The 26,155-nt window shown below is 61.1% G+C and carries 24 protein-coding genes and 1 pseudogene; 23 read left to right on the forward strand and 2 right to left on the reverse strand.

The features are described from left to right. Positions 1 to 2 precede the first annotated feature (2 nt). Genes J0663_RS19740 through J0663_RS19750 form a run of 3 tightly spaced genes read left to right on the forward strand, consistent with a single transcriptional unit; the run spans position 3 to position 3,196 of the window. Positions 3 to 1,040, forward strand: a complete 1,038-nt coding sequence (locus J0663_RS19740) for a carbohydrate ABC transporter permease (protein ID WP_207242056.1) — start codon at positions 3 to 5, stop codon at positions 1,038 to 1,040. Continuing rightward, complete coding sequence (locus J0663_RS19745; RefSeq protein WP_207242057.1) at positions 1,037 to 2,086, forward strand: carbohydrate ABC transporter permease; 1,050 nt, start codon at positions 1,037 to 1,039, stop codon at positions 2,084 to 2,086. The genes J0663_RS19740 and J0663_RS19745 overlap by 4 nt, the downstream gene beginning before the upstream one ends. Positions 2,087 to 2,116: 30 nt before the next feature. Then, on the forward strand, positions 2,117 to 3,196 hold the full coding sequence (locus J0663_RS19750; protein WP_207242058.1) for an ABC transporter ATP-binding protein: 1,080 nt from the start codon (positions 2,117 to 2,119) through the stop codon (positions 3,194 to 3,196). Between the two features lie 560 nt (positions 3,197 to 3,756). Here J0663_RS19750 and J0663_RS19755 read toward each other — a convergent pair. Beyond that, a complete protein-coding gene (locus J0663_RS19755; protein WP_004673791.1) occupies positions 3,757 to 3,939 on the reverse strand; it encodes a hypothetical protein in 183 nt (60 codons plus the stop codon). Between the two features lie 329 nt (positions 3,940 to 4,268). Between J0663_RS19755 and J0663_RS19760 the strand changes: the two genes are divergently transcribed. From J0663_RS19760 to J0663_RS19790, 7 genes and pseudogenes are all read left to right on the forward strand, one after another. Next, positions 4,269 to 4,478 carry a hypothetical protein gene (locus tag J0663_RS19760; RefSeq protein ID WP_207242059.1) on the forward strand — a complete coding sequence of 70 codons (210 nt, stop codon included), beginning with the start codon at positions 4,269 to 4,271 and terminating at the stop codon, positions 4,476 to 4,478. 8 nt (positions 4,479 to 4,486) lie between these two features. Beyond that, positions 4,487 to 4,860 (forward strand): annotated as a pseudogene (locus J0663_RS19765) (GFA family protein). A gap of 226 nt (positions 4,861 to 5,086) precedes the next feature. Then, entirely contained in the window at positions 5,087 to 6,373 is a 1,287-nt protein-coding gene (locus J0663_RS19770; RefSeq protein ID WP_207242060.1) for an efflux RND transporter periplasmic adaptor subunit, read from the forward strand. Between the two features lie 12 nt (positions 6,374 to 6,385). Next, positions 6,386 to 7,102 (forward strand): ABC transporter ATP-binding protein, encoded by a 717-nt coding sequence (locus J0663_RS19775; RefSeq protein WP_207242061.1) that lies wholly within the window; start codon positions 6,386 to 6,388, stop codon positions 7,100 to 7,102. Beyond that, positions 7,092 to 8,294, forward strand: a complete 1,203-nt coding sequence (locus J0663_RS19780; RefSeq protein ID WP_207242062.1) for an ABC transporter permease — start codon at positions 7,092 to 7,094, stop codon at positions 8,292 to 8,294. Before J0663_RS19775 ends, J0663_RS19780 begins: the two co-directional genes overlap by 11 nt. Positions 8,295 to 8,373: 79 nt before the next feature. Next, positions 8,374 to 8,745, forward strand: a complete 372-nt coding sequence (locus J0663_RS19785; RefSeq protein WP_207242063.1) for a VOC family protein — start codon at positions 8,374 to 8,376, stop codon at positions 8,743 to 8,745. A gap of 102 nt (positions 8,746 to 8,847) precedes the next feature. Beyond that, the gene (locus tag J0663_RS19790; RefSeq protein ID WP_207242064.1) at positions 8,848 to 9,462 is read left to right on the forward strand and encodes a GntR family transcriptional regulator; all 615 of its coding nucleotides are present in this window, start codon (positions 8,848 to 8,850) and stop codon (positions 9,460 to 9,462) included. A gap of 52 nt (positions 9,463 to 9,514) precedes the next feature. On the opposite strand, the gene J0663_RS19795 is transcribed toward J0663_RS19790, so the two are convergent. Continuing rightward, complete coding sequence (locus J0663_RS19795; RefSeq protein ID WP_207242065.1) at positions 9,515 to 10,327, reverse strand: ferredoxin--NADP reductase; 813 nt, start codon at positions 10,325 to 10,327, stop codon at positions 9,515 to 9,517. 345 nt (positions 10,328 to 10,672) lie between these two features. On the opposite strand from J0663_RS19795, the gene pcsA reads away from it, so the two are divergent. The 13 genes from pcsA (at position 10,673) to glmS (ending at position 26,107) form a co-directional block, all read left to right on the forward strand. Next, positions 10,673 to 11,401, forward strand: a complete 729-nt coding sequence (gene pcsA, locus J0663_RS19800) for a phosphatidylcholine synthase (protein ID WP_207242066.1) — start codon at positions 10,673 to 10,675, stop codon at positions 11,399 to 11,401. 10 nt (positions 11,402 to 11,411) lie between these two features. Next, complete coding sequence (locus J0663_RS19805) at positions 11,412 to 12,392, forward strand: quinone oxidoreductase family protein (RefSeq protein WP_207242067.1); 981 nt, start codon at positions 11,412 to 11,414, stop codon at positions 12,390 to 12,392. 39 nt (positions 12,393 to 12,431) lie between these two features. Further along, entirely contained in the window at positions 12,432 to 14,000 is a 1,569-nt protein-coding gene (locus J0663_RS19810) for an ABC transporter ATP-binding protein (protein WP_207242068.1), read from the forward strand. Continuing rightward, on the forward strand, positions 13,990 to 15,075 hold the full coding sequence (locus J0663_RS19815) for an ABC transporter permease (RefSeq protein WP_207242069.1): 1,086 nt from the start codon (positions 13,990 to 13,992) through the stop codon (positions 15,073 to 15,075). Before J0663_RS19810 ends, J0663_RS19815 begins: the two co-directional genes overlap by 11 nt. Next, complete coding sequence (locus tag J0663_RS19820; RefSeq protein WP_064712807.1) at positions 15,072 to 15,992, forward strand: ABC transporter permease; 921 nt, start codon at positions 15,072 to 15,074, stop codon at positions 15,990 to 15,992. The genes J0663_RS19815 and J0663_RS19820 overlap by 4 nt, the downstream gene beginning before the upstream one ends. A 49-nt stretch (positions 15,993 to 16,041) precedes the next feature. Continuing rightward, complete coding sequence (locus J0663_RS19825) at positions 16,042 to 17,118, forward strand: BMP family ABC transporter substrate-binding protein (RefSeq protein ID WP_207242070.1); 1,077 nt, start codon at positions 16,042 to 16,044, stop codon at positions 17,116 to 17,118. A 144-nt stretch (positions 17,119 to 17,262) separates the two neighbouring features. After that, positions 17,263 to 18,225: a galactofuranose ABC transporter, galactofuranose-binding protein YtfQ gene (gene ytfQ, locus J0663_RS19830; RefSeq protein ID WP_207242071.1), complete on the forward strand. Its 963-nt coding sequence runs from the start codon at positions 17,263 to 17,265 to the stop codon at positions 18,223 to 18,225. Positions 18,226 to 18,343: 118 nt separating this feature from the next. After that, positions 18,344 to 19,867 carry a galactofuranose ABC transporter, ATP-binding protein YtfR gene (ytfR, locus tag J0663_RS19835; protein ID WP_207242072.1) on the forward strand — a complete coding sequence of 508 codons (1,524 nt, stop codon included), beginning with the start codon at positions 18,344 to 18,346 and terminating at the stop codon, positions 19,865 to 19,867. Beyond that, positions 19,864 to 20,868, forward strand: coding sequence for an ABC transporter permease (locus tag J0663_RS19840; RefSeq protein ID WP_207242073.1), 1,005 nt, complete (start codon positions 19,864 to 19,866; stop codon positions 20,866 to 20,868). The genes ytfR and J0663_RS19840 overlap by 4 nt, the downstream gene beginning before the upstream one ends. A gap of 5 nt (positions 20,869 to 20,873) precedes the next feature. Then, on the forward strand, positions 20,874 to 21,842 hold the full coding sequence (yjfF, locus tag J0663_RS19845; protein WP_207242074.1) for a galactofuranose ABC transporter, permease protein YjfF: 969 nt from the start codon (positions 20,874 to 20,876) through the stop codon (positions 21,840 to 21,842). Between the two features lie 15 nt (positions 21,843 to 21,857). Beyond that, positions 21,858 to 22,634 (forward strand): FadR/GntR family transcriptional regulator, encoded by a 777-nt coding sequence (locus J0663_RS19850; protein WP_207242075.1) that lies wholly within the window; start codon positions 21,858 to 21,860, stop codon positions 22,632 to 22,634. 173 nt (positions 22,635 to 22,807) lie between these two features. Then, a complete protein-coding gene (gene glmU / locus J0663_RS19855) occupies positions 22,808 to 24,169 on the forward strand; it encodes a bifunctional UDP-N-acetylglucosamine diphosphorylase/glucosamine-1-phosphate N-acetyltransferase GlmU (RefSeq protein WP_207242076.1) in 1,362 nt (453 codons plus the stop codon). Between the two features lie 111 nt (positions 24,170 to 24,280). Further along, entirely contained in the window at positions 24,281 to 26,107 is a 1,827-nt protein-coding gene (gene glmS, locus J0663_RS19860) for a glutamine--fructose-6-phosphate transaminase (isomerizing) (RefSeq protein WP_207242077.1), read from the forward strand. The last annotated feature ends 48 nt before the right edge of the window (positions 26,108 to 26,155 follow it).

Consider the following 26,155-nt stretch of genomic DNA (forward strand, 5'->3'; position numbering starts at 1 on the left):
GGATGGCGGAGAAGACGGTCTCTTCCGAACCGCCGGCGAAAGCCGGTCTGCGGCAGGCGCTCCTGACGCCTGTCGGGCTTGCCATGGGAATCGTCGATATCCCCATGCGCGCCTGGCAGAAGCTGACGGGGCTGAACGGCATGGCCGGCGTCTTCCTGGCGCCCAACATGGTGATCTTTTCCGTCTTCGTCCTGCTGCCGCTGGTCATAAACTTCATCTATTCGACCACGAGCGGCGGCGCCATTTTTCTGCCGAACAGAACCTATGTCGGCGCCGAACAGTATCGCATCCTGTTCGATTGCGGTTCTTATCTGGACCCGTCGACCTGTGCCGCCGACACCTTCTGGGCCGCCGTGCGCAACACCGCCGTCTTTGTCGTCTTCCAGGTGACGGCGATGCTGATCGCCGCACTGGCGACCGCGCTGATCCTCAACCGCGAGCTTTCCAATCGCGGCTTCTGGCGCGCCGTCTTCTTCTTCCCGGTGCTGCTGTCGCCTGTTGTCGTCGGTCTGATCTGGAAGTGGATCCTTCAGCGTGAGGGCCTGTTGAACTATGCGCTCAGCCCCTTCGGTTTCGAGCCATTTTCCTGGCTCAGTGATCGTTTCTGGGCCTTCTTCTTCGCCGTCTTCGTCTCGGTCTGGGCGCATATGGGCTTTTACGCGCTGATCCTGCTCGCAGGCCTGCAGGCGATACCGAAGGATCTCTACGAGGCGGCGGCGATGGACAAGGCGAGCCCCACCCGCATCTTCCGGCGCATCACCCTGCCACTCTTGATGCCGAACCTCATCGTCGTCCTGGTCCTGGCGCTGATCCGCGCCGTGCAGATATTCGACGAGGTATTCGTGCTCACCGGCGGCGGACCGGGCACCAGCACCATGTATATCACCCAGTTCATTTACGAGACCGGCTTTGCCAGTTCACTGCGCAATCCGGGGCTTGCCTCGGCCGCCTCGATCCTGATGGGCATCGTGCTCGTCATCCTGACGCTTGTTCAGCTCGCTGCAAGCAGCCGCAACGAGAAGAAGGGAACACGCCGATGAGCGCGGTCACGACCTTCCTCCTGCGTCGCCGCGGCCGCGGCTGGCACTGGACCGATGTCGTAACCTGGATCTGGCTGATCTCGGGCGTTTTCCTGATGTTCGGCCCGGCCGTCTGGCTGGTCTTTTCCTCGTTCAAGACGCCGGCCGCCCTTGCCGAATTCCCGCCGTCCTTCCTGCCCTATGTCACCGAGCAGGCCGTGGTGCCGGGTTACGACAAACCATTGCCGCTCTACAACGTGACGATGCCGGATGGCAGCACCTACGTGCTTGCCGAAGTCCGCCGCATCGGCATCATGGGTCAGATGGTCGATCCAAAACAGCCTGGCGAAATCGTCAAGGTCAACATCAAGGACCGTACGCCGGTGCGTGAGGTCGAATTCGCGACCAACAACTACACCGAACCGTTCCAGCGCTTCGATTTCTTTCTGTTCCTGCGCAATTCCGTCTTTGTGACGGTCGTGGCCACGGCCATTACGCTGCTCGTCAATTCCATGGCCGCCTTCGCGCTGTCGAAATATCAGTTCCCCGGCCGCACCGCCGTCATGCTGATGATCCTGGCGACGCTGATGGTGCCGCTCTCGGTCATCGTCGTGCCGCTCTATTCCGTCATCGGCAGCCTGAACCTCTTCGACAGCCTCTGGGGCGTCATTCTGCCGACCGTCGCCACCCCGACCGGGGTCTTCCTGCTCCGCCAATACATGCTGACCATCCCGGACGAGCTGATCGACGCCGCGCGCATGGACAAGGCGAGCGAATGGCAGATCTACTGGCGCATCATCCTGCCGCTGTCAGCGCCGGCGCTGGCGGTGCTGGCGATCTTCTCGGTCGTCTGGCGCTGGAACGACTTCCTCTGGCCGCTGATCGTGCTGTCACGCAAGGAGCTCTATACGCTGCAGGTCGGCCTCAACGTCTATGCCGGCGAGCTCAATGTGCAATGGCATTACATCCTCGCCATGACCGTCGTCTCGATGATTCCCGTCGTGCTGATCTTCGTCTTCCTGCAGCGCTTCATCACCACAGGCATCGCAGGTTCCGGACTGAAATAGGCCAGCGCCACGTATAAAACAGGAGAGTGCATGAGCGGGCTCGAGCTCAGGAACATCGTCAAGAATTTCGGCGCAGTCGAGGTCATTCGCGATGTCTCGCTTGCCGTCAATGATGGCGAGTTCGTCGCTTTCGTCGGCCCGTCCGGCTGTGGAAAATCGACGCTGTTGCGGCTCATCGCCGGCCTCGACAAGCCCACCGGCGGCACGATCGCCATCGACGGCAAGGACGTCACCGCGATCGGCGCCGCCGACCGGGGCCTCGCCATGGTCTTCCAGTCCTACGCGCTCTATCCGCATATGAGTGTCAGGGAAAACCTTGCCTTCGGTCTGGAGAATACCAAGGTGGCGAAGGCCGAGATCGAGGCGCGTATCGCTGACGCCGCCCGCATGCTCGAGATCGAGCCTTTCCTTAAGCGCCGTCCGGGCCAGCTCTCCGGCGGCCAGCGCCAGCGTGTCGCGATCGGCCGCGCCATCGTTCGCCGTCCGGATGCCTTCCTGCTCGACGAGCCGCTGTCCAATCTCGACGCCGAACTCAGGGTCAGCATGCGCGCCGAGCTCGCCGCCCTCCACGCCCGCCTGAAGGCGACGATGATCTATGTCACCCATGACCAGGTCGAGGCGATGACGCTCGCAAACCGCATCGTCGTCTTGAGAGGCGGCAAGATCGAGCAGGTGGGAACACCGCTGGAACTCTACAACAAACCGGCAAACCGCTTCGTCGCCGGCTTCATCGGCGCGCCCCATATGAATTTCCTCGAAGGCTCCATTGTCGGCCACGACGGCGGTTTCACTGAGGTCGAAACCGTCGGCGGCCACCGTCTTTCCGTTATTGCCAACGACGCGGGCCCAATCGGCGACAGGGTCAGCATCGGCATCCGGCCACAGCACATCACCCTTGCCGACGGGGCGAGCGCGAGCAAGCTGGACACCCGCGTCACCCTGGTCGAAGAACTGGGTTCCGAAACCGTTGTCCACGCCGAAGCTGCGGGCAAGAAGCTGATCGCCGTCTTTGCCGGCCAGCAGCGCATGAAATCGGGCGACAGCCTGCCTCTGCATCTCGACCCGGCTGTGCTGCATCTCTTCGGCGAGGATGGCCGGCGTCTATCTTGATGCCTCAGCGTCCAACCCACAAGCCATTCGTCAAACCGTAACTTCGCTCTGTCCGCGCGAGAATCTTATCTGCAGCCAAAGCCTGAGGGCGAAATAACCGCAGGCAATTAGCGACGACGGTACGGCAAGGATCAAAAAAAAACAGATAAAAGACGAAAATCCCACTGACCGCCATCGAGAAATAACAGAAAGTAAATCAATATAACCAGGCATAAAGATAAAATAAATGTTAGAAACGACCAGAAAAATGGGTGTGAATGTACTTTGTCGTATTTAAATATAGTAAATATCGAGATTATGACTGGTATTGAAAAAATAAACTTAAGAACAAATGTTATAAGTCCAATTCCTTCAAAGAGAAACGGAATATGGCCCAATGTCATGCCTACGAAGTACGATTGTAAGAGCAGGCCTCTCTGAGGCATTTCGAGATTGAGTTTCTTCATCTTCGTGGCCGTGTCATATCTACGATGCTATCGAAATACCCGACCATCTTCAAGGATCACGAAAAAGCCCGCGCCGGATACAAGGCGCGGGCCGAGTTTCATGTCACGACAGCTTTAGTGGCTGTTCTTGTGGCTTTGTTGACCAGCCTTTACATGCTGCTCATGGCTGCCGCCGCGGGTTCCGCTGGACTGCGCGTCGCGGCCGCCTGAAGAGGCGCTGCGGGTATTGGAGTCGTTCTTGTGACTCTGCTGCCCAGCCTTGACGTGCTGTTCATGGGTTCCACCTTGGTTTGCCATTCGGTTTCTCCTTGGTTTTGAACTGAGGCCACGTCGACCTCCTGTTGACAACCGTGCGCCGGCGCAAGCGTTCCGCATTTTAATATTTCGTGATCTCGCCCGAAAAGATGAGGAGGCGGGCCGGGCGGGTCGGGAGCACGTTTGCCATTTCGTCGGCCATCGGAAGAAAGCGGAAAAATTCCGATGTTCTCCAGCGCCGCGTCCGCTTGGCGCGGCCCGCAGCCCCGCTTCGAAAACCGCCCGGTTCACGGCCCTGCTAAGGCTGCGGGACTCTTTTCAAATGGAGGGGCCGCTCTAACTTAAAGCCTATCTGATGAAAGGAGAAAACCATGACCGACGCACCGAAAACGGCGACCCCGGCGCGAAGAGTGTTGCGTGGCCGCCCCTACAGCATCAACGAATTTGCCAGGAAATACCGGTTGGACGACAAGGAGGCCAAGCGTCTCTACGAGAAGTTCGGCCCCTCTGCCACTGAACTCGATCTGCTGATGGCGGCAAAGCGGCGCCCGCCTGGGCTCCCCACCAGTCTCGACGCCTGACGGCCGCCATGCGGTTGCGAACCGGAAGTTGCCTCTGCGGGGCGGTCGCCTATCACGTGGAAGGCGAGCCGCTCCGCGTCGGCCTTTGTCACTGCGCCGATTGCCGTAAATCGAGCGGTTCCGCCTTCGTCTTCTTCGCGCTTTGGCCGCGCGGAGATTTTTCCTACACGGGCGAGATCGCCACCTTCGCCGGCCGCAGCTTCTGCCCGGCTTGCGGCAGCAGGCTTTTCTGCCTGCAGGAGGAGGCGGTGGAAATCCGTCTCGGCTCGCTCGACGGTCCCCGACCGACCTTGAGCCGACCTCTGAAATCTGGATCAAGCGGCGCGAAGCGTGGCTGCATCCGCTACCGGGCGCTGAGCAATATGCCGAGGATGCCGATTGACGGACGATGAAGCGTGTCGCGATCCTTCTGGTCGCTCGCCACGTTTCCGCTCTTTTGTTTCTGTCCGTCGTCAGAGCGCGCCAAAAACTTGACTTTCCTTACCAATATTTCATTTCACCCATCCGTAATTCCGTGCCAGTTCGGCGGCAACGCTAATTCCCGGTTCATCTGCGGTGTGATTATTTCATTGCAGGGCCGAAGCGGCCACTGACTGATCGAGGATGACATGAATGAAATCGTAGGCGGCGAGGGAGCAAAGGCCGGCGCGACGCCCGACCTCGCAGCGGTTCTTGCCGCGTCGGGAAGGCAGAACAGGCGCAGCCGCTGGCGCGGACGCCTGCTCGTTCTGCTGCTCCTCCTCGCTGCCGCCGCGGCTGCCGGTTACTTCTATGTCGGGCGCGGGGAAAGCGAAGTAAGCTACACCACGCAGCCGGCAAAACGCGGCGACCTGACGGTGCTTGTCACCGCCACCGGTTCGGTGCAGCCGACCGAGCAGGTGGATATATCGAGCGAACTTTCCGGCACCGTGCGCGACGTCAACGTCGATTATAACAGCACGATCAAGGCAGGTGACGTGCTGGCGCAGCTCGACACCAATAAGCTCGAAGCGGATGTGAAGAGCTCGCGCGCCAAGGTCAATTCGGCCAAGGCGAATGTCGCCAAGGCCAATGCCGATCTCGAATCGGCAAGCACCTCGCTGGAGCGGTTGAAGAGCCTGGTCAGGAGCAACGTCTCCACGCAGCAGAGCCTCGACGACGCCACCTACAAGTATGATTCCGCCGTCGCCGCCAAACAGATCAACGAAGCCGAGGTGCTCGCGTCTGAGGCCGACCTGCAGCTTGCCGAGGTCAATCTCGCCAAGGCAAAGATCGTCTCGCCGATCGACGGCGTGATCCTCACCCGTTCGGTCAATCCGGGCGCCACCGTCGCAGCCTCACTTTCGGCGCCCATTCTCTTTACCATTGCCGGCGACCTGAAGAAGATGGAGCTGCAGGTTGATGTCGACGAGGCCGATGTCGGCAAGATCGCCGTCGGCCAGAAGGCGAAGTTTACCGTCGATGCCTATCCCGACCGGTCCTTCCCCGCCGAGATCGAGCAGATCCGCTTCGCCTCCGAAGTGGTAAACAATGTGGTGACCTATAAGGCGGTGCTCTCGGTCGACAATGCCGACCTGCTGCTGCGCCCCGGGATGACGGCGACCGCCGACATCACCGTCGAGGCTGTCAAGGACACGCTGATGGTGCCGAACGCCGCCCTGCGTTATGCCCCACCGCAGGCGGAACGGCGCGGACGCGGCATTCTCGGAATCTTCGGGCCGCCCCGCCGGCGCGGCGGCGATTCCGGTCCGGCGCTGACGGGCGCGCAGCGCCGCGTCTGGGTGCTGCGCGACGGCCGCTCCACGCCCGTCATCATTCAGGTCGGTTCGTCCGACGGCCAGTTCACCCAGGTGGTCTCTGGCGAAGTCAGGGAAAACGACGCGCTGGTGACCGACGCCACGGTGCGGACGAAGTAGGCGGAGAGACGGATGGCAAGCCCGCCGCTCATCGAATTCAGGCAGGTCTCGAAAATCTATGGCGAGGGCGAGGCGGCGATCCGCGCTCTCGACCATGTCGATCTGGCGATTGCTGCCCATGAATTCGTCGCGATCATGGGGCCATCCGGCTCCGGCAAGTCGACGGCGATGAACATTCTCGGCTGCCTCGACGTGCCGACATCGGGCGACTACATCTTCCAGGGCATCCCGACCAGCGACTTCGACCGAAGCCAGCTAACGCTGTTGCGCCGCCACATGCTGGGCTTCGTCTTCCAGGGTTTCAACCTCCTGTCGCGCACCTCGGCGGTCGAGAATGTCGAATTGCCGCTGATCTATCGCGGCATGGCGGTGCGTGAACGGCGTGAACGGGCGCACGAGGCGCTGGCGCTGGTCGGCCTCTCCGGCCGCGAGCATCACAAGACGCAGGAGCTTTCAGGCGGCCAGCAGCAGCGAGTCGCCATCGCCCGCGCCATCGTCACCGAGCCGGCGCTGCTGCTCGCCGACGAACCGACGGGCAACCTCGACACGAAGACCAGTGTCGAAATCATGGACTTGTTGACCCGGCTGAACCGCGAGCAGGGGATCACCATCGTCATGGTCACGCATGAGCCCGATATCGCCGCTTATGCGGAGCGGCTGCTGCGTTTCGTCGACGGCAAGCTGGAGACGGAGGCCGAGCATCGGAGGAGGGCGGATCATGTTCTTTGAGACGCTGAAGCTCGCGCTACGCGCCATCAGCCGCAATATGCTGCGTTCCTTCCTGACCGTGCTCGGCGTCGTCATCGGTGTTGCCGCCGTCATCGCTCTGGTGACGATCGGCAACGGCACGACCGCCCAGGTCTCGACCGAACTGTCGCGGCTCGGCACCAACATGCTGTTCGTCCGTCCCGGCCAGTTCGGCCCCGGCCGGGCGAGCTCCGAGGCCAAACGCTTCAGCGTCAAGGACGTCGCCGCGATCCGTGAACAGGTCGGCGGCTTAAGGGCGGTGGCACCGCTCAACCAATCGACAGTGACGGTGATTTACGGCGGCCAGAACCATTCGACCAGCGTCTCCGGCACTACCAACGACTACTTCGTCGCGCAGGACTGGAACCTGGCGCTCGGCCGCACTTTCACCCCCGCCGAGGAGCGTGGCCAGTCCCGCTGCATCATCGGCGAGACGGTCCGCTCGCAGCTTTTCGGCGCCGGCGATCCGATCGGCCAGCAGATCCGTGTCGGCAAGGTTTCGTGCCCGGTCATCGGCGTGCTCGCCAGGCGCGGTCAGTCCGGCATGGGCACTGATCAGGATGATGTCGTCATCATGCCGATCAAGGTGTTCCAGCGGCGCATCAGCGGCAACAGCAACGTGCCGCAGATCATCATCTCGGCGCGCGACGGTGTGTCCACGGCCAAGGTGCAGGCCGATGTCGAAAATCTGCTGCGCGAGCGCCGCAAGATCATTCCCGGCCGGCAGGACGATTTCAACGTCAACGACATGACGCAGATCGCCGAGGCGATGACCGGCACGACGACGCTCCTGACCGGCCTGCTCGGCGCCGTCGCCGCGATCAGCCTGCTCGTCGGCGGCATCGGCATCATGAACATCATGCTGGTCTCGGTCACTGAGCGAACCCGGGAAATCGGCATTCGCCTGGCGATCGGCGCGCTCGAAAGCCAGGTGCTCACCCAGTTCCTGGTCGAAGCGGTGGCGCTGTCGCTCTTCGGCGGCATCACCGGCATCGTGCTCGGCCTGAGCCTCGGCCTCGTCAGCGTTACCCTCCTGAAAGTCCCCTTCGTCTTCAGCCCGATGATGGTCGCCGTCGCCTTCCTCTTCTCCGCGGCGATCGGCATGATTTTCGGCTATTTCCCAGCGAGAAGGGCAGCGCAGCTCAATCCTATCGAGGCGCTGCGGCACGAGTGAAAAAGCCCGTCAGCTGGCAAAACGCGTCATTGCTCTCTACTCCTATGAACGAATGCAAGCGCTATCGGAGGCCAGCATCGTGCCGCTCAACAGACTGCTGATCTACGCCAAAAACGTCGAGGAAACGGCGCGGTTTTATGAGAAGCACTTCAGTTTCAAGGCGATTGGCCTGCCCGGAGACACGATCGTCGAACTGGTTTCTCAGGACGGCGGCGCGAATATAATGCTTCATCAGGCCGCAAAAGGTCAGAGGAGCGGCCAATCCACTGTCAAGCTCGTATTCGAGGTGGAGGACGTCGAGGCCTTTTGCAGTCGATGCGCGGAGAACGGCCTGGAGTTCGGGGCTATTCACAAGGCTGACGGCTACATGTTCGCCAATGCGAAGGATCCATGTCAAAATTCGATCTCGGTTTCCAGCCGAGCTTTTCGAAAGGGCGCGGAAGGCGCTTGATCCAGGAGCCATGTTATCTATCTGTCTCTGTGATGATATATCAGCGTGACTCATTCCGGCACATCAGTACCTGATATAGCATTCTAGGGATCGAATTTCGGCATGCAGACTTCACAGAGCCATCTTGCCTATCTCGCGCTGGAGCATCTGATCGTGACGCTGGCGCTGAAGCCCGGCGCGCTTGTTACCGAAAAGCAGCTGATCGATATGGCAAAGCATGGGCGCACGCCGGTGCGCGAGGCGATCCAGAAGCTTGCCTGGCAGGGGCTTATCCTGGTGAAGCCGCGGGTCGGGCTGCAGGTTGCCGAGATCGCGCCCGAGGATCATGGCAATGTCATGCAGGTGCGCCGCGAGTTGGAGCCGATCGCAGCATGCCTCGCTGCCGAACATGCGACGGACGAGCAGCGTCTGCGCCTTAGCGACTGCGCTGGCGCCATGGAGGAATGCGCCGCCACCGCCGATCTCGCCGGCTTCTTCGCCGCCGACAAGGCTTTCGACCAGGTTCTCGAGAATGCCTGTCCGAACGGCTTCATCATGGCAGCGCTCGGCCCGGTGCAGACCCATTCGCGTCGCCTCTGGTATTCTACCGCAAGCCCTGAGCGCATGGACCGCGCCATCGCGCTGCATGTCGCCGTCATCCGGGCCATTCAGCAGGGCAGGCCGGATGAGGCGCGTGCGGCCATGACGGTGCTGATCGACTATCTCGCCCGCACATGAAAACGGCCCCGTTTCCGGGGCCGCTGTCAGATCTGCTTGTCGCAATAAAATGTCAGCCGACGAAAGCGCGCTCGATGACGAATTCGGCGGGCTTGCTGTTGGCGCCTTCATTGAGGCCGGCCTTCTCGAGCAGTTCCTTGGTATCCTTCAGCATGGCCGAGGAGCCGCAGATCATGCCCCGGTCGACCGCCGGATCGAGCGGTAGGACGCCGAGATCGGTAAACAGCTTGCCCGACGAGATCAGGTCGGTGATACGGCCGCGATACTCGAAATCCTCGCGTGTGACAGTCGCGTAATGGCGCAGCTTGTCGCCGACGACTTCCTTCAGCAGCTCGTCATTCTGAATTTCGTGCACGAGGTCGAAGCCGTATTTCAGCTCGGCGACATCGCGTGTCGTATGGGTGAGGATGACTTCCTCGAACTTCTCATAGGTTTCCGGATCACGGATCAGGCTGGCGAAGGGCGCAACGCCGGTTCCCGTCGAGAACATGTAGAGACGGCGGCCGGGTGTCAGCGCATCGAGCACCAGCGTGCCCGTCGGCTTCTTGCGCATCAGCACCTGGTCGCCGGGCTTGATCGCCTGCAGATGCGACGTCAGCGGGCCGTCCGGCACCTTTATCGAGAAGAATTCGAGCTCTTCCGCCCAGGCAGGGCTCGCGATCGAATAGGCACGGAAGATCGGCTTGCCTTCGACCATCAGGCCGATCATCGCGAACTCGCCCGAACGGAAACGGAAACCCTGCGGCCGGGTCATCGTAAAGCGGAAGAGCCGGTCGGTGTAGTGCGTCACGCTGAGCACCGTCTCGGCGTAAACGCCGGCGGGGATGGACGAGGCGAAGTCTTCGGTCTTTGCAGGCGCGTTCATTGCGGTAGCGGATCCCGTTTCGTCGGATGAACTGTCGGATGCGAGGCAGATATTACATATCCGGCCGAAATTAAAGGCATTCCATTCCATCCAGCGCTCTTGAAAGGAAATATGCGTGTCATTGTCAGGATTCAATGGCAAGCGGGGAATGTTATATTTCCCGCTGGCGAAGCGGGGCAAAGGATGCATATTAGAGCGGCACGCCGCAAGCGGAGCTGATTTCCGGCAAAAGCGGTGCGACAACAAAGACCTACGGCGTCGAACCCGATTCAGAAACAGGGTCCGGTGATGATGGCAAAAAAAACACGCTTGCCCGGGCGAGCGCGATAGGGCGGTCGGGGGAACATGAAAATTTTCAATTACAAGCGTGTTCCTTATGCGGAAATGCGCGCCTTTTCCGTCCATATCCTGACGGCTTCCGGCTCTTTCCTTGCCTTTCTCGGCGTCGTTGCTGCTGCTGAGCACCGGTTTATCGACATGTTCTGGTGGCTGGGCCTGGCTCTCCTCGTCGACGGCATAGACGGGCCGATCGCCCGCAAGGTGCGCGTCAAGGAAGTGCTGCCGAACTGGTCTGGCGATACGCTCGACAATATCATCGATTACGTCACCTATGTGCTTCTGCCGGCGTTTGCGCTCTATCAGAGCGGCATGATCGGAGAACCCTGGTCCTTTGTTGCCGCCGGGATGATTGTCGTCTCCAGCGCGATTTATTATGCCGATATGGGCATGAAGACTGAGGAGTATTTCTTCTCCGGCTTTCCCGTCGTCTGGAACATGATCGTCTTTACGCTGTTCGTCATCGACGCCAGCGCAACAACGGCGCTCGCCGTCGTGATCGTGTCGGTGGTGCTGACCTTCCTGCCGATCAATTTCCTGCATCCGGTGCGCGTCAAAAGACTGCGCCCGCTCAATCTCGGCGTCTTTTTCCTGTGGTCGGCGCTTGGCGTCTATTCGCTGCTGATGCATTTCGAAACGCCGGAATGGGCGCTCATTCTCTTCATTGTGACCGGGATCTATCTTTACGTCATCGGCACGGTGCTGCAATTCTTCCCCGCCCTCGGGCGCGAAGCATAGGAAGGCGAAAATGACGAAAACACAGGCGGTTTCATTCTCGAGGACAGGCGGCCCGGAGGTTTTCGACTATGTCGAGGTCGACCTTCGGCCACCCGCGGCAGGCGAGGTGCAGATCCGGCAGGCGGCGATCGGTCTCAACTTCATCGACGTCTACTTCCGCAACGGCTCCTATAAGGTGCCGCACCTTCCCTTCGTAACCGGCAAAGAGGGCGCCGGCACGGTGACCGCGGTCGGTCCAGGCGTCGAGGATTTCAAGGTCGGCGACCGCGTCGCCTATGCGAGCGCCGACGGCGCCTATAGCGTCGAGCGCAATATTGAGACCCGGCATCTGGTGCATGTGCCTGAGGGCATCGAGCTGGAAACGGCGGCGGCAATGATGCTGAAGGGCATGACCGCCGAGTATCTCTTGAACCGCACCTTCAAGGTCGGTCCGCAGACGGTCATCCTGTTCCATGCCGCTGCCGGCGGCGTTGGCCTGATTGCCGGCCAATGGGCAAAGGCGCTGGGCGCCACCGTCATCGGGACGGCGGGCTCCGAGGATAAGGTCGCGCTGGCGCTCACCCATGGTTACGACCATGTGATCAACTACAAGAACGACAGCTTCGTTGACCGTGTCCACGAAATTACTGGCGGCAAGGGCGTCGATGTCGTCTACGATTCGATCGGCCGCGATACTTTTCCACAGTCGCTGGACTGCCTGAAGCCGCGCGGCCTCTTCGCCTCCTTCGGCCAATCCTCCGGCCCGATTGAGAATTTCACCCTTGCGGCGCTGGCACAAAGGGGGTCGCTGTTCGCGACACGGCCGACGCTCTTCACCTATATCGCCGCGCGCCAGGAACTGATCGACAGTGCAAGGGCGCTATTTGATGTTGTGCAAAGCAACAAAGTGCGTATCAATGTCAACCAAACCTATCCGCTGCGTGAGGTTGGGCGGGCTCACGCGGATCTGGAGACAAGAAAAACAACAGGAACGACGCTGCTGATTCCATGAGATCTGAACGGACCGGTTGGCAGAAGAAATGAGGGGAACGTGTCGCCATTGAATGTGCCGGATTCCGGTGCGTTGTTATCCGTCCAGAAGCTGACGAAGTTTTTCGGAAGCTTTGCCGCCTGCAATGAGATCGATCTCGACGTCGCGCCAGGCGAAATTCATGCGCTGCTCGGCGAAAATGGCGCTGGCAAATCCACGCTGGTGAAAATGTTGTTCGGCGTTCTCGAGCCGACGGGCGGGCATATCCTCTGGCAGGGTCAGCCGGTTGCGATCACGTCGCCGGGCGAGGCCCGCAAATTCGGTATCGGCATGGTCTTCCAGCATTTTTCGCTGTTCGAGGCGCTGACGGCTGCCGAAAACATCGCGCTGTCGCTCGATGACGCCATTCCGATCGACAGGATCGCCGAGGAGGCGAGGGCGCTGTCGGCCGCCTACGGCCTGCCGCTCGACCCGCATGCCCATGTCGCCGATCTCTCGGTCGGCGAGCGCCAGCGCATCGAGATCGTCCGGGCGCTGCTGCAGAACCCGAAGCTCATCATTCTCGACGAGCCGACCTCGGTGTTGACGCCGCAGGAGGCCGACAAGCTGTTCGAGACGCTGTTCAAGCTGCGCGCCGAGGGCCGTTCGGTGCTCTACATCAGCCATCGCCTGGAGGAGGTGCAGCGCATCTGCGATCGCGCCACGGTGCTGCGCCACGGCCGTGTGACCGGCGCCTGCGATCCGAAGCGGGAAACGCCCGCTTCGCTCGCCCGCATGATGGTCGGCAGCGAGGTTGCCGCCGTTACGCATCCTGAGCGCAGCGACAAAGGCGAGGTGCAACTGGCGGTAGTCAACCTTTCCGTCGCCGCCCGCACGCCTTTCGCCATGCCGTTGCGAGAGGTGTCTATGACTGTGCGTTCCGGTGAGATCCTGGCGATTGCCGGTGTGGCGGGCAACGGCCAGAGCGAGCTCTTCGACGTTCTCTCGGGCGAATATCCGGTCGCTTCGCCCGAGGCGATCGTCATTCGCAAGAGACACGTCGGCAATCAGGGCATTACCGTCCGCCGCCTGCTCGGCGCCGGATTCGTGCCGGAGGAACGCCACGGGCACGCCGCCGTCTCTGCCATGAAACTGTCGGATAATCTCGTCCTTGCCCGCAGCCAGTCGGATCGCAAGGCCTTTCTGGGCCTGCTCGGCATGATCCGCCGCAGGGCTGTGAAATCCGCCGCCAGGCGCATTTCCGAAGCGATGGATGTCCGCAAGAGCGGCGACGATCCGGCCGCCGGCTCTCTTTCCGGCGGAAATCTGCAGAAATTCATCGTCGGCCGCGAACTCGACCGCCAGCCGGCGGTGCTTGTCGTCAATCAACCGACCTGGGGCGTGGATGCCGGGGCGGCAAGCCGCATCCGCCAGGCTTTGGTCGACCTTGCAAAGGCCGGCTCCGCCGTCGTCGTCATTAGCCAGGATCTCGACGAGATCTTCGAGGTCGCGACAGATATTGCCGTCATCTCCGAGGGCCGCCTTTCCAGGCCTTTCCCCGCAAGTGAACTGACGCGCGAAAAGATCGGCCTGCTGATGGGCGGCCTGCACGAGAGCGGTTCCGCCGCGGAGGCAGCCCATGCGCATTGAACTGGAAAAACGCCCCGACGTTTCGAAGCTCTTCGGCTTCGTTTCGCCGCTCCTCGCCCTCGTCCTGACGCTCACCTTCGGCGCCATCATGTTCGCCATGCTCGGCAAGGACCCGGCCGCGGCGCTGAGCGCCTTCTTCGTCGAGCCGCTGCTCGAGGTCTGGTCGCTGCACGAACTGGCGATCAAAGCCGCGCCGCTGATCCTGATCGCCGTCGGCCTTGCCGTCTGCTACCGCTCGAACAACTGGAATATCGGCGCCGAGGGACAGTTCACCATCGGAGCCATCACCGGCTCCTATCTGCCGATCGTCTTTTACGACTGGCACTCGCCGCTCGTGTTGCCGCTGATGCTGGTGCTCGGCGCGCTTGGTGGTGCGCTTTTCGCCGCCGTTCCGGCGCTTTTGAAGGCGCATTTCAACACCAATGAGATCCTGACGTCACTGATGCTTGTCTACATCGCCCAGCTTTTCTTGGACTGGCTGGTTCGGGGCGCCTGGCGCGATCCGAAGGGCTTCAACTTTCCCGTTTCGCGCGATTTCGCGCCTGAGGCGGTGCTGCCGGCGATCTGGGAAGAATCGGGTCGGGCTCATTGGGCGTTCGTCTTCGCCATCATTGCGGCGATCGGCGTCTGGTTCATGTTGCGCTATACGTTGAAAGGCTTCGAGATCGTCGTGCTCGGCCAATCGGAAAGGGCAGGGCGCTTCGCCGGCTTCTCCGCGAAGAAGATGATCTGGTTCAGCTTTCTCTTCTCGGGCGCGCTTGCCGGCCTTGCCGGCATGAGTGAGGTCTCCGGCTCGATCGGCCATCTCCAGCCGGCGATCTCTCCCGGCTACGGTTTCACCGCCATCATCGTTGCCTTCCTCGGCCGCCTCAACCCGCTCGGGATCATCGCGTCAGGCCTGGTGCTGGCGCTGACTTATCTCGGCGGCGAGGCCGCACAGCTTTCGATTGGCATTTCCGACAAGGTCACGCGCGTGTTCCAGGGTCTGCTGCTCTTTTTCGTGCTCTCCTGCGATATGCTGATCTATTACAAAATCCGCATTGTCTGGTCGCGGGTCAGGGGCGGGGCGGTATGAGCATCTTCGAAGCCATCCTGCTGACGGTTATCACCGCCTCGACGCCGCTCGTCATTGCAGCCCTCGGCGAACTCGTGACGGAGCGCTCCGGTGTTCTCAATCTCGGCGTCGAAGGCATGATGATCATCGGCGCCGTCGGCGCCTTCGCCGCCGCTCAGCTTACCGGATCGGCCTATATCGGCATTGTCGGCGGCATCGTCAGCGGCGCGCTGTTCTCACTGCTCTTTGCCTTCCTGACGCTGACGCTCGTCACCAACCAGGTGGCGACGGGCCTTGCCCTGACGATCCTCGGCCTTGGCGCTTCCGGCATGCTCGGCGAAGCCTTCGTCGGCGCGCCTGGCATCCGGCTTCTGCCGATCGAAATTCCAGTTCTTTCGGCCATTCCTTATGTCGGAACCGTCCTCTTCAAACAGGATCTGATTTTCTACCTGTCGATCCTGCTCGTTATCGGCGTTAACTGGTTCCTCTTCAGGAGTCGCACCGGCCTGAAGATACGCGCCATCGGCGATAATCACGCCTCCGCCCATGCGCTCGGCATCAACGTCATCCGCACGCGATATCTCGCCGTTATGTTCGGTGGTGCGTGTGCCGGCCTTGCAGGGGCGCAACTGTCGCTGATCTATACGCCGCAGTGGACCGAGAATATGTCGTCCGGGCGGGGCTGGATCGCGCTGGCGCTTGTCGTCTTCTCCTCATGGCGGCCTTGGCGGCTGCTGGCCGGCGGTTATCTCTTCGGAGCTGTGACGATCCTGCAGTTGCACGCGCAGGCCTTCGGCATCGGCATTCCGTCGCAGTTCCTGTCGATGCTGCCCTATGCGGCGACAGTTGTGGTCCTCATCATGATCTCGCATAATCGGCGCACGACGATGATCAATACGCCGGCCTCGCTTGGCAAAGCCTTCGTGCCTGACCGGTGAGCAACAACAAAAAAGACGGGTTTCAAACTTCCAACCAACAGGGATCAAAATGAAAAAACTTGCACTTGCTCTCGCAGCGACAGCTGCCCTTGTCCTGAGCATCGGTTCGGCCGCCGAGGCTGCCGAAAAGACCAAGGTCTGCTTCGTCTATGTCGGCACCCGCACCGATGGCGGCTGGACGCAGGCCCATGAAAACGGCCGCCTCCAGGTCGAGAAGGAATTCGCCGACAAGGTCGAAACATCCTTCCTCGAAAGCGTTCCGGAGGGGCCTGATGCCGAACGCGCCATCGAGCGCATGGCCCGTTCCGGCTGCTCGCTTATTTTCACCACATCCTTCGGATACATGGACGCGACTGTCGCCGTCGCCAAGAAGTTCCCGAAGGTGAAGTTCGAGCATGCGACCGGATTCAAGGCCGCCGACAATGTCGCGACCTACAATTCGCGCTTCTATGAAGGCCGCTACATCAGCGGCATTATCGCCGGGAAGCTGTCGAAGACCGGCACGGCAGGCTATATCGCCTCCTTCCCCATCCCCGAGGTGGTGATGGGCATCAATGCGTTCGAAACCGGCGCCAAGTCGGTCAACCCGAACTTCAAGATGAAGGTCATCTGGGTCAACACCTGGTTCGACCCCGGCAAGGAAGCCGATGCCGCCAAGGCGCTGCTCGACCAGGGCGTCGACATTCTCACCCAGCACACGGACACGACCGCTCCGATGCAGGTTGCCGAGCAACGCGGCGTCAAGGCCTTCGGCCAGGCGTCCGACATGATCAAGGCTGGTCCAAACGTACAGCTCACAGCGATCATCGACACTTGGGGCAATTATTACGTCAAGCGCGTCCAGGCGCTTCTCGACGGCACCTGGAAGTCGGAACAGAGCTGGGATGGCCTGAAGGACGGCATCCTGACAATGGCGCCCTACACGAACATGCCCGATGACGTGAAGAAACTCGCCGAGGACACCGAGGCCAAGATTAAATCGGGCGAATTGCATCCCTTCACCGGCCCGATCAACAAGCAGGATGGCACGCCATGGCTGAAGGCCGGCGAGAAGGCCGATGACGGCACGTTGCTCGGCATGAACTTCTATGTCGAAGGCATCGACGACAAGCTGCCGGCGCAATAAATACTGGGCCTTTTCTGCAGATTCGAAGGGCGTCCTTAGGGGCGCCCTTTTTTCTGCTCCTGCGTTAAAAAAAGCGATTTACAAAAGTAATACTATATGATTTTTTGACCCTGCGCCGCGAAGGAGCGGCATTGGGAGGATATCATGAAATTGAAGACTGCACTTTTGAGTGCCACGATTTTGGCCGCCTGCATGTTCGGTTCGGCTTCGGCCGCCGGCTTGACCGTCGGCTTCTCGCAGATCGGCTCGGAATCGGGCTGGCGTGCGGCTGAAACGACCGTGACCAAGGAGCAGGCCAAGAAGCGCGGCATCGACCTGAAGTTTGCCGATGCGCAGCAGAAGCAGGAAAACCAGATCAAAGCTTTGCGCTCCTTCATCGCCCAGGGCGTCGATGCCATCCTGATCGCGCCGGTCGTCGAAACCGGCTGGGATGATGTTCTCAAGGAAGCCAAGGAAGCCGAGATCCCGGTTATTCTACTCGACCGCACCGTCAAGGCGCCGGATGATCTCTACCTGACGGCTGTCACCTCCGACCTCGTCCATGAGGGCAAGGTTGCCGGTGACTGGCTCGTCAAGACCGTCGGCGACAAGAAGTGCAACGTCGTCGAACTGCAGGGCACGACCGGCTCGTCACCGGCCATCGCCCGTAAGAAAGGCTTCGAAGAGGCTCTCACCGGTCATGACAACCTCAAGATCGTTCGCAGCCAGACCGGTGACTTCACCCGCACCAAGGGCAAGGAAGTCATGGAAAGCTTCCTGAAGGCTGAAAATGGCGGCAAGGATATTTGCGCGCTCTATGCCCACAACGACGACATGGCCGTCGGCGCCATCCAGGCGATCAAGGAAGCCGGCCTGAAGCCCGGCAAGGATATCCTCGTCGTCTCCATCGACGCCGTGCCTGACATTTTCAAGGCTATGTCCGAAGGTGAAGCCAATGCCACGGTCGAGCTGACGCCGAACATGGCTGGTCCCGCTTTCGATGCGCTCGAAGCCTATCTGAAGGACAAGAAGGCTCCGGCAAAGTGGATCCAGACAGAGTCCAAGCTCTATACGCCTGCCGATGACCCGATGAAGGTCTACGAAGAGAAGAAGGGTCAGGGCTACTGATTGAACCTGGAACCGCACTGGCTCATCATGGGCCGGTGCGGAACTGCTGGTGCGGGACGGGGCGTCATGCCCCGTCTTCGCACGGGCGCAAGGTGCAATTTCAGGAACAGCAGCCCTCATGGTTCACAATATCGAGAATATTCTCGCAGCCTCGGCCATATCCAAGTTTTTTCCCGGCGCCGTCGCCCTGGACAAGGTGGATTTCACGCTGCGCCGTGGTGAGGTTCATGCGCTCCTCGGCGAAAATGGTGCCGGAAAGTCCACGCTGATCAAGTGCATCACCGGAGCCTACCACCGCGACGGCGGCAGCCTGATGCTCGACGGCCAGGAAATCAATCCGGCCAATACACTCGCCGCCCAGAAGCTCGGCATCGGCACCGTCTATCAGGAAGTCAACCTCCTCGCCAATCTGAGTGTGGCCGAAAACCTCTTTCTCGGACGCCAGCCACGGCGCTTCGGCATGACCGATGTCCGCGTGATGAACCGCAAAGCGCGCGAACTGCTCGCCGGCTACGGCATCGATATCGACGTCACCGCCGAACTCGGACGTTTTTCCGTCGCCGTCCAGCAGGTGGTCGCCATCGCCCGCGCCGTCGATCTGTCCGGCAAGGTCCTGATCCTCGATGAACCGACGGCCAGCCTCGACAACCAGGAAGTGGCGCTGCTCTTCCGCATCATCGAGGACCTGAAAAAGCGTGGCCTCGGCATCGTCTTCATCACCCATTTCCTCGAGCAGGTCTATGCGATCAGCGATCGCATCACCGTGCTGCGCAACGGCAAGCTCGTCGGCACCCGCGACGCCGCCGATCTGCCGCGCCAGGGCCTGATCGCCATGATGCTCGGCCGGGAACTCGCTCAGGCCGAAGAGACGGTCAGGGAACGCAGCATCGCGGCGGGCGAGGTCCGCTATCGGTTTTCCGGCTACGGCAAACGCGGTAAGGTCAAGCCTTTCGATCTCGATGTCCGGGCCGGCGAGGTGGTCGGCGTGGCCGGGTTGCTCGGCTCCGGGCGTACCGAAACCGCCGAGTTGCTCTTCGGCGTCGAACATGCCGACAGTGGCAGTGCGACGATCGACGGCCAGCCCGTCACCCTTTCGAGCCCGCGTGCCGCGATCGCGAAAGGTTTCGGCTTCTGCCCCGAAGACCGCAAGACGGATGGCATCGTCGGCGACCTGTCGATCCGGGAGAACATCGCGCTGGCGCTGCAGGCTCGCCGCGGCTGGACCCGGCCGCTGTCACGCGCCGAGCAGAATGCGCTTGCCGACCGCTATATAAGGGCGCTCGACATCCGCACCACGGACCGCGAAAAGCCGATCCGGCTGCTCTCCGGCGGCAATCAGCAGAAGGCAATCCTTGCCCGCTGGCTGGCAACCCATCCCAAGTTTCTCATCCTCGACGAGCCAACCCGCGGCATCGACGTCGGCGCTCACGCCGAGATCATCCGGCTCATCGAACAACTCTGCGCCGAAGGCATGTCATTGATCGTAATTTCCTCGGAACTTGAAGAGCTTGTCGCCTATAGTTCACGTGTTATCGTGCTTCGCGACCGGCAGCATATCGCCGAACTCAGCGGCGAACGCATCACCGCTGCCGGGATCGTCAATGCCATTGCGGCCGCCGAGCACAAGAAGGAGGATGCATGAAGTCCTCCTCCAATGCGCTGGCCTATCGTCTGGCGCCGCAGCTGATTGCGCTCGTTGTGATTCTTCTGTTGAATTTCATAACGTCACCGCAGTTTTTTAATGTTGTTGTTCAGAATGGGCGCTTCTACGGCAGCCTGATCGATGTGCTCAATCGCGGCGCGCCGGTGGCGCTGCTGGCGATCGGCATGACGCTGGTGATTGCCACCAAGGGCATCGATCTGTCCGTCGGCGCCGTCATCGCCATTTGCGGTGCCGTCGCTGCGTCCTCGATTGTCTCAGGAAATTCAGTATCTTATACAATCTTCCTGACGCTGGCGATCGGTCTTGGCTGCGGTGTCTGGAACGGGTTCCTGGTGGCGGTCCTGAACATCCAGCCGATCATCGCCACCTTGGTGCTGATGGTGGCCGGCCGCGGCATTGCCCAGCTGATCACCGAAGGCGCCATCCTGACCTTCAATGATGACGGCCTGATCTTCTTCGGCAGCGGCTCCATGGCTCTGCTGCCGATGCCTGTCGTCATCTGGCTGCTTGTCGGTGTGCTCGTCACCCTGCTCGTTCGCCGCACCGCGCTCGGCATGCTGCTCGAGGCTGTCGGCATCAATCGCCGCGCCAGCACGCTCTCCGGCATTCAAACGCCGGTATTGCTGATGGCCGTCTACATGCTGAGCGGGCTCTGCGCCTCAATTGCGGGCATCATCGTCGCGGCCGACATCAAGGGCGCAGATGCCAATAATGCCGGCCTCTGGCTGGAGCTTGATGCGATCCTCGCCGTCGTCGTCGGCGGCAATTCGCTGCTCGGCGGAAGATTCAGCATCGTCGGCTCGCTGATCGGCGCGATGATCATTCAGGCTGTCAATACCGGCATTCTGTCCTCCGGTTTCCCACCTGAATTCAACCTGATCATCAAGGCTGTCATCATTATCGTCATCCTCATTATCCAGTCGCCGGCAGTGCAATCGCTCGCAATCTTCGCCAGCCGCCGGCAGGGCGCAAAGGAGTAGCCGAGATGAACTCCAAATACCTGCCGCTGCTTGCGACCATCGTAATCTTCGTGCTCGCCTATGCCGGCTGCACGCTGCAATATCCGAACATGCTGTCGACGCGTGTCATCGGCAATCTTCTGACGGACAACGCATTTCTCGGTATTGCCGCCGTCGGCATGACCTTCGTGATCATCTCCGGCGGCATCGATCTGTCGATCGGTTCGATCATCGCCTTCACCGGGGTCTTCCTTGCGGTGATCCTGCAGAACACCTCGGTCCATCCGCTGCTCGCCTTCGCGCTGGTCCTCGTCATCACTACTTCCTTCGGCGCCGTCATGGGAGCGATCATCCACTATCTCGAAATGCCGGCCTTCATCGTCACGCTTGCCGGCATGTTTCTGGCGCGCGGTATCGCCTTCGTGCTGTCGATCGACAGCATTCCGATCAACCACGACTATTATTCGACGCTGACGAGCCTCTATTGGCGGCTGCCCGGTGGCGGACGGCTGACGCTGATCGGCGCCGTCATGCTTCTGGTCTTTGCCGCCGGCATCTTCATTGCCCACCGTACCCGCTTCGGCACCAATGTTTATGCTCTCGGAGGCGGCCCGCAGACGGCGCGGCTGATGGGGGTGCCGGTTGGCCGGACGACGATCCAGATCTACGCGCTGTCGGGTTTTCTCGCCGGCCTATCCGGAATCGTTTTTTCGCTGTACACCTCTGCCGGATATTCTCTTGCTGCAGTCGGCGTCGAACTCGACGCCATCGCTGCGGTGGTGATTGGGGGGACGCTGCTGACCGGAGGAGCGGGATTCGTGGCCGGCACCTTGATCGGTATTCTGATCCAGGGACTCATTCAGACCTACATCACCTTCGACGGCACGCTGTCGAGCTGGTGGACGAAGATTCTGATTGGCCTGCTGCTGTTTGCATTCATACTGATGCAGAAGGCGATCCTGTTCCTTTCCAGTCTGAACAAGAGGTATGCCTGAGGGAGGGTGGATCGCTTGCGCAACAAATTGATCGAGACACGCAAGACAGGGCGCCGAACCCGCACGAGCCACGCGCAGGTGGTCGACGAGCTCGGCAAGGCGATCGTCGCCGGCACCTATCCAGTCGGCTCGATCCTGCCGGGCGATACGGAACTGGCGCAGCGCTTCAAGGTATCGCGCACCGTCCTGCGTGAAACGATGAAGACGCTCGCCGCTAAAGGCATGGTCGTCGCCAAGGCGCGGGTCGGCACACGCGTGACCGAGAAGAACCTCTGGAACATGTTCGACAGCGAGATCATCGCCTGGCACTTCGACAATGGCGTGACGGAAGAGTTCCTGCTGCAGCTCTACGATATTCGCCTCGCCGTCGAACCCTTCGCCGCCGGTCTCGTTGCCGAGCGCGCCAATGCCGAGGAAATCGAGACGCTGCGGGCGCTGGCGCAGGAGATGGCGGCGAGCGGCCATACGGCCGACAGCCTGGCGCTCGCCGACCTGCGCTTCCACCTGGCGCTCGCCGAAGCCTCGCACAATCCTTTCATGCGCACCCTCGGCAGCCTGATCGAAGCAGCCCTGGTCGGCATGTTCCGTATCAGCACGCCTCCCTCCGAAAATGGGTTCGCCAATATCGCCGACACCCATATGCGCATCGTCGATGCCATCGTTTCGGGCGACAGCGCCGCCGCGCGGCGCGCGATGGAAGTCGTCATCCTGGACGGCCGTGATCACGTGCACGAGGCCTTCGCGGCCCACGGCTCTCCGGTTGTCTTGGGGCCGATTTCGCCGGCAATCTGACCCCAGTGCAGGCTTTTCCAACTCCGCCGCTGTCGTGTTTTTCAGCCAGGCAAACGGCGTCGTAGCGCCTTCAACTGCTGCCCAAGTTCATCCTGAAATGGATTTCCGATTTCAAGGATTATGCAGTATGAGGCAGAAAAGCCGCCTCATCGTGCGGATTCGCGGAGCAGATCATGGAACGTACTTGTCTTGCCGTCATCCTTGCCGCCGGTGACAGCACGCGGATGAAATCCTCGAAATCGAAAGTGCTGCATTCGGTCGCCGGCCGGCCGATGATCGCCCACGTCGTCGATGCGGTCGCCTCCGCCGGCATCTCCTCCGTCGCCCTTGTCGTCGGCCGCGATGCCGAGAAGGTGGCGAAGGCCGCAACGATCGACGGCGTCGGCGTCGAAGCCTACCTGCAGGAGCAGCGCCTCGGCACCGGCCATGCCGTGCTGGCGGCGCGCGAGGCGATCGCCAGAGGCTATGACGATATTCTCGTCACTTATGGCGACGTGCCGCTCCAGACCGACGGACCGCTGAAAGCCGCCCGCCGGGGTCTCGCCGAGGGCAGCGATGTGGTGGTCATCGGCTTTCACACCGACCGCCCGACCGGTTACGGCCGGCTGCTTGTCAAGGACGGCGAACTCATCGCCATCCGCGAGGAGAAGGACGCCACCGATGCCGAGCGTAGCGTCACCTGGTGCAACAGCGGACTGATGGCGATCAACGGCCGCAAGGCGCTCGATCTCCTCTCGCGCATAGGCAATGCCAATGCCAAGGGCGAATTCTATCTCACTGATCTCGTCGAGATCGCCCGCTCGCTCGGCGGCCGCGTCACCGCCGTCGATGCCCCCGAGATCGAGATGACCGGCTGCAACAACCGCGCCGAACTCGCCGTCATCGAACGCTTCTGGCAGGAGCGTCGCCGCCGCGAGATGATGCTATCCGGCGTTACGATGATCGCGCCGGAAACGGTATTTCTCTCCTACGACACCATCATTGGCCAGGATGCTCTGATCGAGCCCAACGTCGTCTTCGGCCCCGGCGCGGTGATCGACAGTGGTGCCGTCATTCATGCCTTCTCGCACATCGAGGGCGCCCATGTTAGCGAAGGCGCGACCGTCGGTCCCTTCGCGCGGTTGCGGCCGGGTGCGGATCTCGCCTATGGTTCGAAGGTCGGCAATTTCTGCGAGGTCAAGAACGGCCGGATCGGCGATGGCGCCAAGGTCAACCATCTCACCTATATCGGCGATGCCGTCGTCGGCGCCGGCAGCAATATCGGTGCGGGCACGATCACCTGCAATTATGACGGTGTCAACAAGAGCGAGACGGTGATCGGCGAAAACGCCTTCGTTGGTTCCAACTCCTCGCTGGTCGCGCCGGTGACGATCGGCGACGGCGCCTACATCGCCTCCGGCAGCGTCATAACAGCCAATGTGCCGGCCGATGCTCTGGCGCTCGGCCGCGCCCGCCAGGAGATCAAGCCGGGTCGCGCGACGCTGCTGCGCGAGCGTGCGCTCGCCATCAAGGCGGCAAAGAAGGCGAAGGGCTGAGGCTGCCCTCCGTAACCGGCGGAAATTGAAAGTGACCGCCGAGGCCATTGAGAAATAAGCAGGAATCGTTAGGACTGGCCTCGTTATCGAAGCCTTTTATGGGGATATTGCATGTGCGGCATTGTCGGGATCGTCGGAAATCAGCCTGTTGCCGAGCGCTTGGTGGATGCGCTGAAGCGTCTAGAATATCGCGGTTATGATTCCGCCGGCGTCGCCACCATCCATGAGGGCACGATGGATCGCCGCCGCGCCGAGGGAAAGCTTTTCAACCTGGAAAAGCGTCTCGACGTCGAACCGTTGCCCGGCACCGTCGGCATCGCCCATACGCGCTGGGCAACGCACGGGGTACCCAATGAGACCAACGCTCATCCGCATTTCGTCGAAGGCGTGGCGGTCGTCCATAACGGAATTATCGAGAATTTCTCCGAGCTTCGCGACGAACTGACTGGGGAGGGTGCGATCTTCGAAACCCAGACAGATACCGAAGTCGTCGCCCAGCTGATGGCGAAATACCTGCGTGAGGGCATGGAGCCGCGCGTCGCCATGCTCAAGATGCTGAACCGTGTGACGGGCGCCTATGCGCTTGCCGTCATGCTCAAGGCAGATCCCGGCACGATCATGGCTGCCCGTTCCGGACCGCCGCTTGCCGTCGGTTATGGCCGCGGCGAGATGTTCCTCGGCTCGGATGCGATTGCGCTGTCGCCCTTCACCAACGAAATCACCTACCTGGTCGACGGCGATTGCGCAGTCATCACCCGGGACGGTGTGTCCGTGCTCGATTTTGCCGGCAAGCCGGTCAAGCGCGCCCGTCAGATCTCGCAGGCGACCGCCTATGTCGTCGACAAGGGCAACCATCGCCATTTCATGGAAAAGGAAATTTACGAGCAGCCGGAGGTCATCTCCCATGCGCTCAGCCATTATGTCGATTTCGCGGAAAACACGATCGGCGCCAATGCCGCCGCGATCGATTTCAAGGCAGTAAGCGGCCTTGCGATCTCAGCCTGCGGCACTGCCTATCTCGCCGGCCTCGTCGGCAAGTACTGGTTCGAGCGTTATGCCCGCCTGCCTGTTGAAATCGACGTCGCCTCCGAATTCCGCTACCGCGAAATGCCGCTGTCGCCCTCGCAGGCCGCACTCTTCATCTCCCAATCCGGCGAAACCGCCGATACGCTGGCGTCCCTTCGCTACTGCCGCGACAACGGGTTGAAGATCGGCGCCGTCGTCAATGTCCGCGAATCGACGATTGCCCGTGAATCCGATGCCGTCTTCCCGATCATGGCCGGTCCCGAGATTGGCGTTGCCTCGACGAAAGCCTTTACCTGTCAGCTTGCCGTCTTGGCGTCGCTGGCAATTGGCGCCGGCAAGGCGCGCGGCACAGTCGGCGCAGAAGAGGAGAGGGCGCTGGTGCGCCATCTCGCCGAAATGCCGCGGATCATGAGCCGGGTGCTGAACCTCATTCAGCCGCAGATGGAAAGCCTGTCGCGCGAATTGTCGAAGTGCAAGGACGTGCTCTATCTCGGCCGCGGCACCAGCTTTCCGCTCGCCATGGAAGGCGCGCTGAAGCTCAAGGAAATTTCCTATATCCACGCCGAAGGATATGCTGCTGGTGAATTGAAGCACGGGCCGATCGCGCTGATCGACGAGAACATGCCAGTCATCGTCATCGCCCCTTACGACCGCTTCTTCGAAAAGACGGTCTCGAACATGCAGGAGGTCGCAGCCCGCGGCGGCCGCATCATTTTCATCACCGATGAAGCGGGTGCTGCGGCCTCGAAACTGCCGACCATGGCGACGATCGTCCTGCCGGTGGTCGACGAAATCATCGCGCCGATGATCTTTTCGCCGCCGATCCAGCTGCTCGCCTATCACACTGCCGTTTTCATGGGCACCGACGTCGATCAGCCGCGCAACCTGGCGAAATCCGTGACCGTGGAATAAGCCTGCGGGAGCCGGGTCTCCGCGCCGAAACGTATTGTGCGGCGGATC

Source organism: Rhizobium lentis, from assembly GCF_017352135.1.
Lineage (GTDB): Bacteria > Pseudomonadota > Alphaproteobacteria > Rhizobiales > Rhizobiaceae > Rhizobium > Rhizobium lentis.